The organism is Allobosea sp. 2RAB26 (genome assembly GCF_052115465.1).
GTDB lineage: Bacteria > Pseudomonadota > Alphaproteobacteria > Rhizobiales > Beijerinckiaceae > Allobosea.
In genome coordinates this window covers 140,094-152,196 of sequence record NZ_JBFRGS010000016.1, presented here as the reverse complement: position 1 = coordinate 152,196, position 12,103 = coordinate 140,094, and the positions used below count along the sequence as shown (strand labels likewise).

Here is a 12,103-nt window from a genome sequence, read left to right as displayed (position 1 = left end):
TCCAGGAACAGGACCCATGCAGGATTGCCAGAAGGCCCATCAGGGCAAGATCGCCGTCGTGACCGGCGCGAGTGGCGGCATTGGAGCAGCCATCTGCGCGAAGCTGAATGCCGAAGGCGCCAGGGTCGTTGCGCTCGACCGCCAGGACGGACCAGGGTCGGCCGGCATCGATCGCCGGATCGTCGACATCGCGAATACGGCCGCCCTGCAGGATACCGTCGCGCAGATCGCAGCCGATCACGGCCGCATCGACATCTGGGTGAACAACGCGGGCTTCCTGGAACGCCAGGCCGCACTCGACATCACGGTCGATGACTGGAGCAAGTCGATCGACGTCAATCTGACGGCGGCATTCTTCGGGGCACAGGCCGCTGCGCGGGTCATGAAGGACGGCGGCGGTGGTTCGATCGTCAACCTCTCAAGCTATGCCGGCCTGAAGGCCCGGCCCAACTGCGCTCATTATGCTGCTGCCAAGGCCGCAATCGCGCATCTGACGTCCTGTCTCGCGATCGAGTGGGGCCCCCTGAATATTCGCGTCAACGCCATCGCCCCCGGCTATATCGAGACCCCGATGAGCGCATGGATGCATGCCGATCCCGAGCAGAAGGCGATCTATCTTGGTCGGACGCCACTCGGACGCATGGGGCAGCCGACAGAGATCGCGGATTCCGTGAGCTTCCTCGCTTCCGATGCCGCCGGCTACATCACCGGCCACGTTCTGGGTGTCGACGGAGGCATCGGCAGGTCATGAGTTCGTCCTTCTGGCAGGATCGGGTCTTCGTCGTCACCGGTGGGGCAAGGGGGCAAGGCGCTGCCGAGGTGTCCCGCCTTCTTGCGGCCGGCGCGAAGGTCGTGGTCGCCGACGTGCTTGGCCCCGACGACCCGCATTGGTCAGTGCTCGGCGACACAGCGGACAGGCTGAGTGTCGTCACGGCCGACATATCGCGGGAGGAATCCTGGGCCGAGATCCTCGCCGCAACCGGCACACTCGGAGGCTCGCTCTCGGGGCTGGTCAACAACGCCGGCATCACGCTGCGCAAGACCGTTACGGAGACCACGCATGACGAGTGGCTGGCCGTGCTGAACGTCAACCTCAATGCCGCCTTCCTGGGTATCCGGCACCTGGCGCCGCACATGGCCGACGGCGGGTCGATCGTGAACGTGTCTTCCACGGCTGGCCTCACCGGCTATTTCAGCGCCGCCTACACCGCCAGCAAATGGGGGCTGCGCGGTCTCGCGAAGGCGGCTGCCATCGAACTGGCGGCTCGGGGAATTCGGGTGAACACGATCTGCCCGGGGCTGGTCGATACCCCGATGATCAATCAGCCCAACGGAGGCTACGACGCTCAGCGCGCAACCGCCTTCTTCGAAGGGAACCGGATGATGACGCCACTCGCGCGTGGTGCCGACCCGGACGAGATCGCCGGCGCGGTGATGTTCCTGCTCGGACCCGATAGCCGCTTCATCACCGGCACGGATCTCGCCGTCGATGGTGGCATGATCGGCGCCGGCATCTACACGAAGATCGGGGGCGACGTCGGGACTGTGCAGTCCGCCTAGCGGGCGGCACCGCTCCGTCTCCGTTCTTCGCCTTCGACGAAACCTCGATCCGTCGGGTGAAGGGCGGTTGCATGAGGCCGCATGGCCTGTTAAACGTTTTACAGTAAAACGTTTAACAGGCCATGCGGTGAGCATGAAACGTGTCACGATCAAGGAGGTAGCGGCGCTCGCTGGCGTGTCGATCGCCACGGTGTCGAACGTCTTCAGCGGCAACAAGCCGGTCAATGCCGATCTCCAGGAGCGGGTCCAGAAGGCGGCCCGCGAGCTGTCCTACCAGGTCGACCGCGCTGCCTCTCAGCTCCGTTCGGGCCAGGCAAAGGTCGTGGGCGTACTCGTTCCGGATCTGGACGACGTGTTCTTCACCTCCCTGGTCTCGCAGCTCGAAGTGATGGCGCAGGCGGACGGATATGACATCATCGTCGCCAGTTCGCGTGACGACATCGCTTTGGAACAATCGCGGCTGCGTGCCCTGCTGGCCTGGCGCCCTTCCGGCCTGATCGCGATTCCCTGCAGCGACGGCATGCCCGCAGGACTCGAGCGCGAGATCGGTCGCCTGCCGATGGTTTTCGCGGATCGCGTGCCGCCCGAAGGCTGCATCGTCGACACGGTCGCAATCGATAATCGAGAAGCCGGTGAGATCGCGGCAAGGCATCTGTTGGGCAGGGGTCATCGTGACATCGTCGTCGCCGCCTCAAGCCTTGGAATTTCACCGATCCGCGAGCGCACGCGCGGCGCCTGCGACCTGATTCGTGCGACGATCGGCCACGAGCCGACCGTCATCGAACTCGGTTCCAATGCCGAGCGCGGGGCCGGCGCCTTCCTGCATTGGCTCGAGCGACACCGGCGGCCGAGCGCAGTCATCGCCCTGACCAACGTCACCACGCTCAGCGCGCTCTCGGCGCTGGCCCGCCTGCGGGTCGATATCCCCGATCCGGTCTCCGTGGTCGGTTTCGACGACTATCCCTGGATGAGCGCGCGCAAGACCGGCCTCACCGCAATTCGGCAGCCGATCGCGGAGATCGCCGCAGCCGCCTGGCAGCGCCTGCGCGCGCGCATGGCGGGCGACGGCTCGGCGCCGCAGCGCATCGTACTGCAGACGGGCCTGCAGGTCCGCGAGTCCGTCCGCGATCTCGTGCCCGCGGCGGACGATGGTCGCGACAGCGATAGCCCCGAACCGCTTCTGAACCCGGAGACGGCGATCTCTGCACCCAAAGCCATGCATTGACGGACAACCCCATGTCGGCGCCACCGGGCCAAAAGAGCCTGGATCGAAAGAAGTCCTGGAGGAAAGAGTGCAGCCTGAAAAAACGGCACGGATTCTGCCGCTGCTCGCGCCGGTCCATCTGCTCATCCTGAGCGTGATCGTGCTGCCGTCGCTCTATGTGATGTGGCTCAGCCTGAACACCTCGAGCTTCGGCCAGGCGCCGAGCTTCGTCGGGCTTCAGAATTATATGCGTGTCCTCGCGGACCCGGCCTTTCACAGCGCGCTGCTGAACACGGTCGTGCTCGTCGTCGTGGCCGTCCACCTCGAACTGGCCGTCGGGCTCGGCATGGCGCTGCTTTTCGCCAGTGGCCTGCCGTTTCGCCGCTTCCTTCTCGTCGCCGTGCTCGCGCCCTATGCCGTCAGCGAGGTCACCGCCGTGGTGATGTGGCGCTTCCTGTTCGATCCCGATGCCGGGCCGGTCACGCTGGCCTTGCGGGCATTGAGCCTGCCGACGCTGGATTGGTCCTTCGAACCGTCGCACGCCATGGTGCTGATCGGGCTGCTGACGGTCTGGCTGCACCTGCCCTTTACCTTCGTGATCGTCTATGCGGCACGCCTCGCCATCCCCGCCGAGCTCTACGAGGCGGCGCGGATCGACGGAGCCACGCGCTGGCAGGCCTTCCGGCGTGTGACACTGCCACTGCTCGGCCCGGCGATGCTGATCGCGCTGCTCTTCCGCTACATCTTCGCCTTCCGCCTGTTCTCGGAGGCGTGGCTGCTGACCAAGGGCGGACCGGCGCGCTCGACCGAAGTCGTGGCGATCTATCTCTATCAGGAGGCGTTCAGCTTCAACGCCTTCGGGTCGGCGGCGGCGACCGCCTGGATCATGGTCGTGGTCTCGCTGCTGCTCGCGGCCGGCTATGTTCTTCTGCTGCGACGGGGAGGCCTCTCCCATGCGCACTGAGCGTCTCCTCATCGGGGCCGGCAAGGCTCTCGCCGTCGCGGCGATCCTGTTCTGGTCGCTGTTTCCGATCCTCTTCATCGCCGTTTCGTCGCTGAAGCCGGGTCAGGACATTTTTGCGGTTCCGCCGAAATGGCTCTTCACGCCGACGCTGAAGCACTATGCCGAACTCTGGCGGTCCTGGGGTGTCTTCTTCGAAGCTCTGCTGAACAGCCTGCTGATCACCGTCGGCGCGACGCTGCTCGCGATCATCGCCAGCGCCTGTGCGGGCTATGTCTATTCCCGCCATTCCAGCCGATGGCTGGGAGCCAGCATCCTCGGACTGATCGTCGTACGCCTCATCCCGCCGATCGTGGTGACGCTGCCGCTGTTCCCTATCGTCAACGCGATCGGCCTCAGCGACACCCATCTCGTGCTGATCCTGCTCTACGCGACCTTCTTCGTGTCGCTCGGGACGGTGCTGATGCGCACCTTCATGGACCAGATCCCGCGCGAGCTCGACGAGGCCGCCTCGATCGACGGTGCCAGCCGCATGACGATCCTGCGCAAGATCATCGCGCCGCTGGCGATGCCGGGCGTTCTCGCCGTCGCGGTCTTCGTGATCGTCTTCTCCTGGAACGAGTTCCTGTTCGCCTTCATCTTCACGGCGACGCGCGCCAAGACGGCGCCGCTCGTCATCTCGGAGATGATCGGCTCGATCGACGGCGTCGACTGGGGGATCCTCTTTGCCGCCTCGACGGTGCAGCTCGTGCCCGTCCTGCTCTTCGTCGTCTTCATGAACCGCTATCTCGTGGCCGGCCTCACCGCCGGTTCGACGAAGGGGTAGCCAATCAAAAGAGGGAGGAAGCCATGTCGAACAAGCCTGCAACTGACGTGACACGCCGCAGTTTCATGGCCGGGGCAGCCGGTACCGCGGCCGCGCTCGCAACAGGGCCTGCCCTGGCCGCCGGCAAGACGCTGAACGTGCTGAGCCACAAGGTCCATCAGACCGTGCTCGGCAGCGGCGACAGTGACCCGCTGAAGGACTGGCGCAAGGCCAATGATGCCGAGATCACCTTCACCACCTTCGACTCCAACCCGCTGCAGGACCGGCTCTTCCGGGAGGCGAGCCTGAAGGAGACCGAGTACGGGGTCGGCTATCTCATCGACAACCGGCCGACCTCTCAGATCGCCGCCCTGTTCGAGCCGCTGGACGCTCTTCAGAAGCAGGATCCGATCGAGGATTTCGGCGATATCGCGCCCGGTCTCGTGCAGGGCATGACGGTCGACGGGAAGCTGATCGGCATCCCGGTGCGTCATGCAACGCAAGGCCTGTTCTACAACGAGGCCCTGCTGGAGGAGGCCGGAATCTCGGCGCCGCCGACGACCCTCGAAGAGCTGATCGAGCAGGCCAAAAAGACGACCTTTACCTCCAAGGCCGGTACGCCGGTAACCGGCATGGTGCTGGCGAGCGATCTCGCCGTCTTCCCCGTGATGTTTGCCCGCGCCTATGGCGGAGACTTCATCAGCCCCGATCTCAAGCTGGTTCCCGACCGTGCGGCTCTGGAAAGCGGGCTCTCGGCTTTGCGCGGCATGTTCGAATCCGGGAGCCTGCCGCGCAGCTATGCGACGACCAAGAACGACGATCAGGTGACCTGGCTGCAACAGGGCCGTGCCGCCTTCACCGTCCTGCCTTTCGCCCGCGGCGCGCAGCTCAACAATCCCGAGCAGAGTAAGTTTGCGGGCAAGATCAGGGCGGTCGAGTTCCCGATCGCCGCCGGGCTCAAGGGCAAGATGCCGATGGCCTCCGTGGTCGAAGCCTGGGCGATGTCGATCCCGAAGAATGCCAAGGACAAGGCGCTGGCCTGGAGCTTCATCAGGGAAGTGTCGAGCAAGCGCGTGACGCTCGGCATGGCCGTCAACGGCAATGGCCCGGTGCGCGTCTCGACCTATGCCGATGAAAGCCTGAAGGCCAAAAACGCTCTCGCCGCCACAGAAGCCAGGGTGCTGGCGACGGCGCGCGGCGCCTTCCCGCCATTTCCCGAGGCGGCCCGAGCGCAGGCGACGTTCCTTGAGGAGGTCCAACTCGCCGTGCTCGGACGCAAGCCCGTCAAGGACGCAGTCGGCGCCATCATCGAGCGCGTCAAGCCGATGATGCCGGCCTGATTGAACGACAACGGCCGGCGCCTCGGCGCCGGCCCCGCACCACGATCGAACGATGCCAATGGAAGGAAATCGCCTCATGTCCACCACCGGGGTTCGCTTCATCGAGGAGCCGGCGCGCTCCATCCCCGTTTCAGCCGATTATGACGTGCTCGTCGTCGGCGGCGGGCCGTCCGGAATCACCGCTGCCCTGGCCGCAGCCGAAGACGGTCTCCGCGTCGGGCTCATCGAAAGCCGCAGTTTCGTCGGCGGCAACATGACGATCGGCCTGCCGGTGCTCGGTTTCCTCGGCCAGAAGGGCAACCAGATCATCGACGGACTGCCGCAGAAATTCATCGAACGCCTGCGCAATGAGCGGGATGGCGCGAGCGAGCATCGGCCCTGCCCGCTGCATATGGGCATCACGCTGGTCGAACCCGAAGCGGTCAAGACCGTGGCGCTCGAGATGCTGACCGAGGCCGGCGTCGATGTGCTGTTCTACACCTTCTTCGCCGGCGCGCTTGTCGAGAACGACATCATTCGCGGCGTCATCACGGAGAGCAAGACCGGCCGCATCGCCATCCTCGCCAAGGTCGTCATCGACTGCAGCGGCGATGCCGACGTCGCCTACAGCGCCGGCGTGCCCACGGAGAAGGGCAATGCCGACGGCGGCATGCAGCCGCCGACGCTGATGTTCTGCCTGGCCGGCGTCGACACCGATGCGCTTCGGATGAGCATCGCAAATGCTCCGCCGGAAGCACGCACCTACCTCACCGACTTCATTCCCGCCGAGTATTTCGGCCAGAACCGGCAGTTCATCGTCGTCGGCATGCGTGAGCTGATGGCCAAGGCCAAGGCCGAGCGCGGCCTGCAGATCCCGAACGAGCGGACCATCATCATCACCGGTCTGAAGAAGGGCGAGGTCTGGATCAACATGACCCGCGTCAAGGGCACGGATGGAACCAACGCCCGCAGCCTGACCAAGGGCGAGATCGAAGGTCGCGCCCAGATCGACGATATCGTCACCTATCTCGTCAATTACGTGCCGGGCTTCGAGAAGGCCTATTTCACCAAGACCGCGCCTTTCCTGGGCATCCGCGAGACACGCCGCATCATCGGCCAGTATGTGATGACGCAGGACGACGTCCTCTCCTGTCGCCATTTCGACGATGCGATCGCGGTGGCGAGCTATCCGATCGATATTCACCGCCCGTCCGACGACGGCTGTACCCTGATCTGGTGCGGCGACTGCTACGATATTCCATACCGCTCACTGATCCCGCAGAAGATCGGCAATCTGCTGGTCGCCGGACGCAGCATCTCTGCGACACACGAGGCCATGGGCGCGATCCGCGTCATGGCAACCTGCATGGCAATGGGCGAGGCGGCCGGGCGCGCCGCCAGGATCTCGGTCCGCGGCAACCGCCCGCCGGCCGATATCGACATCGAGGACCTACGCCGCCAGCAACTCGAGCGCGGCGTCTACTTGCGCAATCCAGATGGGACGCGTGCCGGGTCGCCAAATCGCGCCGCAGCCTGACCGCTCTGCACGGGGCGGCCGATGCCGCCCCTTCCGACAGGATCGCGAGGATATGACCGAGCATTTCATTGGCATCGATGTCGGCACCGCGAGCGCCCGCGCCGGAATCTTCGACCCGAGCGGGCGCATGCTCGCGACGGCGAAGCGTGGCATCGCGCTCTATCGGGACGGGCCGGACATCGCCGAGCAATCGAGCGCTGACATTTGGAATGCGGTCTGCGCCTGCGTCCGCGAGGCCATGGCGATGGCACAGCTCGCGCCGGAGGCCATCGCGGGCATCGGCTTCGATGCGACATGCTCGCTGGTGGTGCTCGGGCAGAACGGCGTGCCGCTGCCCGTCGGTCCCCATGGCGATCCGGGCCGCAACATCATCGTCTGGATGGACCATCGTGCGCTGGATCAGGCCGAACGCATCAACCGCACGAACCATCCGGTGCTCGCCTATGTCGGCGGCACGATTTCGCCCGAGATGGAGACGCCCAAGCTGCTCTGGCTCAAGGAGAACCTGCCGGCCACCTACGATGCGGCGTGGCAGTTCCTCGACCTCGCCGACTTCCTGACCTGGCGGGCAAGCGGCTCGCTGGCGCGCTCGACCTGCACGGTGACCTGCAAATGGACCTATCTCGCGCATGAAGCGCGCTGGGACACCGGTTATTTCCGCCAGATCGGGCTCGGCGATCTCGCCGACGATGGCTTTGCCCGCATCGGCACGGAGATCGTTCCCGGAGGCACTGCCCTCGCACAGGGGCTGACCGAAGAGGCAGCTGCCGAACTCGGGCTGAAGCCAGGCACTGCCGTCGCGGCGGGCTTGATCGACGCTCATGCCGGCGGTGTCGGCTCGGTTGGTGTGCGCTCGTCGCACGGCACGGCACTAACCCGCATGGCCTATGTCTTCGGCACCTCCGCCTGTACCATGGCAAGCAGCCGCGAGCCGATCTTCATTCCCGGTGTGTGGGGCCCCTACTTCTCGGCGATGGCGCCTGATCTCTGGCTCAGCGAGGGCGGTCAATCCGGCGCCGGCGCCGCGATCGAACAATTGATCGGATTTCATCCGGCCGCGCCGGAGGCGCAGCAGCGTGCGGCGGCGGACCATTGCTCATTGCCAGACTGGCTCGCCGCGCGCGCGGCGACGAGCGCCGCCGACCTTTCGGAGGCTGCACGTCTTGCGAAGGGTCTCGTCGTCGTGCCGGATTTTCTCGGGAACCGATCGCCGCATGCCGATCCGCAGGCGCGGGCCTTGATCGCCGGCCTGGGCATGGAGCGCGATCTGGACCATCTCGTCGCGCTCTATGTCGCCGGGCTGACGGGCATCGGCTACGGCCTTCGGCAGATCATCGAGGTCAGCCGCGCCAAGGGCGCAACGATCGATGCGATCGTGCTCAGCGGCGGCGCCGGTCGCGCTCCGCTGATCCGGCAAATGCTCGCTGATTGTGCCGGATTGCCCGTGCTCGTTCCCGAGGATGTCGACCCCGTCCTTCTCGGATCCGCGATGCTTGGTGCGACGGCGGCCGGAAACTTCCAGGACCTCGCGCAAGCCATGGTCGAGATGGCACCGGGCGCCAGTGTCTTCGCACCGGTCGGCGGCGACATCGCCCGGTTACACGACAGGCGCTTTGCTGCCTTTGAAACGCTGCAGGCAGCCGCACGCGCGGCGCGCGATCTGCTGCAGGAGACGAAAGATCATGCCGTGTCGGAGGCGATGACGTGACTCAGGAACTGGCCGGAAAGGTCGCCGCGATTACCGGCGCCGCATCGGGGATCGGACTGGCCTGCGCGAAACGGCTGCTGGCGGCTGGCGCGCGCGTCGTTCTCGTCGATCGCGACAGTGAAGCATTGGGCCGTGTCACCGAGTCTCTCGGCGCCGAGGCCATACCGCTCGTCGTGGACCTGGCCGATCCGGCCTCCGTCTCCGGCATGATGTCGCAGATCCTCGAGCGGGCCGGAGAGCTCGACATCTTCCACGCCAATGCCGGAGCCTATGTCGGCGGGTCGGTCAGCGAGGGCGATCCCGACGCCTGGGATCGCATGCTGCATCTCAATATCAACGCCGTATTCCGCAGCATCCATGCGGTGCTCCCACATATGATCGCGCGCAAGACGGGCGATATTCTCGTCACCAGTTCTATCGCCGGCATTGTGCCCGTGGTGTGGGAGCCGATCTACACCGCCTCCAAGCACGCGGTGCAGGCCTTCGTTCATACCCTGCGGCGCCAGGTCATTCCGCACGGACTGCGCGTCGGGGCAGTCCTGCCGGGTCCGGTCGTGACCGCCCTCATCGCCGACTGGCCGCAGGAGAAGCTTGAAGCGGAACGAGCCAGGGGCGGCCTGATCGAAGCCGAGGAGGTCGCCGAGGCCGTGCATTTCATGCTGACCCGGCCGCGAAACGTCACCATCCGGGACCTGGTGATCCTACCCCAGAGCACCGACCTTTGAGCGCCCTCTCCAGGCTCCTCGTCAGCGCGTCATTGCAATGAGTGATTCTCGCGTGAGCTGGCGGGCCATCAGCGCCGGCAGGATATCGTTTTCCGCGGCGAGATCGCGACCGTAAAGCGCCGAGAAAATCTGGAGGCCGGCCTCGTGCAAAGGGGTCGCGACCCCGCATAGGCGTCCGAGTGCGACCAGGGGCGAGAGCCCGAACGGCACGTCCTCGAGTGTATAGCGCGTGTCTATCGTGGCCGGCCCGAGCGTCGGCTCCTGGCTGGCTGCCAGCAGTTTCGCGGTCTCTCCAAGGGCTGCATCGGGAAGCCCATAGGTCAGGGAATAATGCTCGCGCATGGTGCGGACCTCGACGCCGAACGCCGCCGCGATGGCGAGGCGTTCGGCGTCGATCGCTTCCAACAACCGCCCGACGGCCATCGTCATGTGCTCGCTCTGGCCCCAGGCCTCGGCCTTCTCCATGCGCGTGAAATTGCAGAGGGCCAGCGCCATGTGGCTTTGCGGATTGACGTTGCTCAGCGCCACGGCCAGCACATTCGAGATCGCGCGGAAACGGTCGCCAAACAGCGCCTTGCAGATAGTGAGGCCGCGCTCGGCGGCTTCCGTCGGCAGGGTCGACATATCGACCTTGCCGCGCAGCGTCGCGATCTTCACGGAGGTGTCGCTCGTCTGGCGCGCGCGCAGCACCGTCGTGCTCAACGCCACGACCGGGACATCGAGCCCGCGATCCGCGATCAATCGTGCCAGATAGATCGCGCCCAGCGAGGCGTGCGAGCTGATCACGACCGTCTGGCCCGAGACGAGATGCGGCGCCATGGCGTCCATCACCGCCTTATGGCCGTTCGCGGGAAGCGCGATCAGGATCGCATCCGCCCCTGCCAGCGCGGCAGCGCAATCCGCGGCGATGGTCGGCTTGAACTCCCCGGCGACGACCCCTTCGCTGCGCAGCGTCTGGCCCTGGGCGAGCGCTGCGGTGCGGCGGCCGGATGGCGACCACAGCCGGGCTTCATGACCGTTCTGGATCAGCAGTGCTGCGCTCGCATAGGCTATCGCGCCTGCGCCCATGATGGCGGTTTTCATGTCCTGTCCTCGTCGGGTCGTCAGTTGAAGAAGCGGGCCGGCCGGAACTCGGCCAGTTCGGAGCGGGTGCGGCCGCGCACGACTTCGTCGGCGATGGCTTCGCCGAGGAAGGCGCCGAGCGTCACGCCGCTATGCGTGACGGCGACATAGTAGTTGTCGAGCCCCGGGACCGGCCCGACAGCCGAGAGCGTGTCACGCGGGATCGGCCGGATCGCGATGCGAACGGCCTCAACCTCGACGGAGCGCAGGGCCGGGATCGTCGTCTTGGCCCGGGCGAGCAGCTCCTGAGCCTGGGGATGCGTCGGCAGCGAAGCGGCGTCGGCAGCGACCAGCCGGTCAAGCTCGTTCGAGCGCAGCAGGAACCTGCCGCCGCCATCGGGCCGCATATTGAGCAGGGGAGTGCGCAAGGCACTGCGCAGCGTCACCCCCGCCGGCGGGGTGTAGGCGACCAGGCCGACCGTCGGTGCGAGCGGAACCTGATGTTCGCTCCGGTTGGCGACCTCGTTGGACCAGCGTCCCGAACAGTTCACGACGATATCGGCATGGATCGGATCGCCGCCCGCGATCTCCACGCCATCGCAGCGCCCGCCGCTGACCAGCAGTCCCGAGACCTTGGCGTTGACGAGCCTCGCACCATGGCGCTCCTGCGCAGCAGTGACGAGCGCGCCGGCATAGGGCACGGCATCGAGCCAACCATCCCGGGGGTAGTAGATCACCGGCGCATTGCCGATCACATCCGGGTCGATCTCCGGCTCGAGCTCGCGAACCTCCTTCAGGCTGAGCAACTCGGCCGGGTAGCCCCAGTCGATCAGCTGCCTGAGCTTCACCAGCGGGTCGGTGCCGTCGCGTGCGCCGGCTTCGGCCTCCGCATTCTGCCATTGCAGCACGCCAGGGCGGTGGTACCAGTTCGCGTGCGGAAACTCGGCCAGGATGTCCTCATGGGCCTGCCGGCCGACGAAGTTCAGCTTGTAATAGGCATGGGAGGTCAGCTTCTCGCAGGCATTGACCCAGGCATAGGTCACGCTGGAGGTGCCGCCGCCGATCCGCCTTTCCTCAACGATGGTGACCGCCGCGCCGGCCTGGGCGAGGCGATAGGCGACCGACGAGCCGATGACACCGGCACCGACGACGATGGCTTTCATCTGGAATGTCCTTGACGATTGAGAAGAGGGGGCGCGGCGGCCTGGCCTGTCCGCGCTTG

Annotated in this window: 11 protein-coding genes; 9 read left to right on the top strand and 2 right to left on the bottom strand. The window is 65.9% G+C overall.

The genetic code is table 11. The features are described 5' to 3' along the window. Positions 1-16: 16 nt before the first annotated feature. The 9 genes from AB4118_RS26295 to AB4118_RS26255 all read left to right on the top strand — a co-directional run bounded on the left by AB4118_RS26295 (position 17) and on the right by AB4118_RS26255 (position 9,819). The gene (locus tag AB4118_RS26295) at positions 17-751 is read left to right on the top strand and encodes an SDR family NAD(P)-dependent oxidoreductase (protein ID WP_441492507.1); all 735 of its coding nucleotides are present in this window, start codon (positions 17-19) and stop codon (positions 749-751) included. Further along, the gene (locus tag AB4118_RS26290; protein ID WP_441492506.1) at positions 748-1,560 is read left to right on the top strand and encodes an SDR family NAD(P)-dependent oxidoreductase; all 813 of its coding nucleotides are present in this window, start codon (positions 748-750) and stop codon (positions 1,558-1,560) included. Before AB4118_RS26295 ends, AB4118_RS26290 begins: the two co-directional genes overlap by 4 nt. 67 nt (positions 1,561-1,627) lie before the next feature. Next, entirely contained in the window at positions 1,628-2,785 is a 1,158-nt protein-coding gene (locus tag AB4118_RS26285; RefSeq protein WP_441492505.1) for a LacI family DNA-binding transcriptional regulator, read from the top strand. A 67-nt stretch (positions 2,786-2,852) separates the two neighbouring features. After that, complete coding sequence (locus tag AB4118_RS26280) at positions 2,853-3,728, top strand: carbohydrate ABC transporter permease (protein WP_441492504.1); 876 nt, start codon at positions 2,853-2,855, stop codon at positions 3,726-3,728. After that, positions 3,718-4,551, top strand: coding sequence for a carbohydrate ABC transporter permease (locus tag AB4118_RS26275; RefSeq protein WP_441492503.1), 834 nt, complete (start codon positions 3,718-3,720; stop codon positions 4,549-4,551). The genes AB4118_RS26280 and AB4118_RS26275 overlap by 11 nt, the downstream gene beginning before the upstream one ends. A 23-nt stretch (positions 4,552-4,574) precedes the next feature. Next, on the top strand, positions 4,575-5,870 hold the full coding sequence (locus AB4118_RS26270; RefSeq protein WP_441492502.1) for an ABC transporter substrate-binding protein: 1,296 nt from the start codon (positions 4,575-4,577) through the stop codon (positions 5,868-5,870). A 76-nt stretch (positions 5,871-5,946) separates the two neighbouring features. Next, the gene (locus AB4118_RS26265) at positions 5,947-7,386 is read left to right on the top strand and encodes an FAD-dependent oxidoreductase (RefSeq protein WP_441492501.1); all 1,440 of its coding nucleotides are present in this window, start codon (positions 5,947-5,949) and stop codon (positions 7,384-7,386) included. 52 nt (positions 7,387-7,438) lie between these two features. Beyond that, positions 7,439-9,094 (top strand): FGGY-family carbohydrate kinase, encoded by a 1,656-nt coding sequence (locus AB4118_RS26260; RefSeq protein WP_441492500.1) that lies wholly within the window; start codon positions 7,439-7,441, stop codon positions 9,092-9,094. Next, a complete protein-coding gene (locus AB4118_RS26255) occupies positions 9,091-9,819 on the top strand; it encodes an SDR family oxidoreductase (protein ID WP_441492499.1) in 729 nt (242 codons plus the stop codon). Before AB4118_RS26260 ends, AB4118_RS26255 begins: the two co-directional genes overlap by 4 nt. Before the next feature lie 21 nt (positions 9,820-9,840). On the opposite strand, the gene AB4118_RS26250 is transcribed toward AB4118_RS26255, so the two are convergent. Next, positions 9,841-10,902 carry an NAD/NADP octopine/nopaline dehydrogenase family protein gene (locus tag AB4118_RS26250; RefSeq protein WP_441492498.1) on the bottom strand — a complete coding sequence of 354 codons (1,062 nt, stop codon included), beginning with the start codon at positions 10,900-10,902 and terminating at the stop codon, positions 9,841-9,843. Positions 10,903-10,922: 20 nt separating this feature from the next. Beyond that, a complete protein-coding gene (locus AB4118_RS26245; RefSeq protein WP_441492497.1) occupies positions 10,923-12,044 on the bottom strand; it encodes an NAD(P)/FAD-dependent oxidoreductase in 1,122 nt (373 codons plus the stop codon). Positions 12,045-12,103: the final 59 nt, after the last annotated feature.

What these genes read in the sequence shown, in the direction of transcription:
- AB4118_RS26245 (WP_441492497.1), bottom strand. Translation starts at nt 12,044, where the DNA reads ATGAAAGCCATCGTCGTCGGTGCCGGTGTCATCGGCTCGTCGGTCGCC.
- AB4118_RS26290 (WP_441492506.1), top strand. Translation starts at nt 748, where the DNA reads ATGAGTTCGTCCTTCTGGCAGGATCGGGTCTTCGTCGTCACCGGTGGG.
- AB4118_RS26275 (WP_441492503.1), top strand. Translation starts at nt 3,718, where the DNA reads ATGCGCACTGAGCGTCTCCTCATCGGGGCCGGCAAGGCTCTCGCCGTC.
- AB4118_RS26270 (WP_441492502.1), top strand. Translation starts at nt 4,575, where the DNA reads ATGTCGAACAAGCCTGCAACTGACGTGACACGCCGCAGTTTCATGGCC.
- AB4118_RS26260 (WP_441492500.1), top strand. Translation starts at nt 7,439, where the DNA reads ATGACCGAGCATTTCATTGGCATCGATGTCGGCACCGCGAGCGCCCGC.
- AB4118_RS26250 (WP_441492498.1), bottom strand. Translation starts at nt 10,902, where the DNA reads ATGAAAACCGCCATCATGGGCGCAGGCGCGATAGCCTATGCGAGCGCA.
- AB4118_RS26295 (WP_441492507.1), top strand. Translation starts at nt 17, where the DNA reads ATGCAGGATTGCCAGAAGGCCCATCAGGGCAAGATCGCCGTCGTGACC.
- AB4118_RS26265 (WP_441492501.1), top strand. Translation starts at nt 5,947, where the DNA reads ATGTCCACCACCGGGGTTCGCTTCATCGAGGAGCCGGCGCGCTCCATC.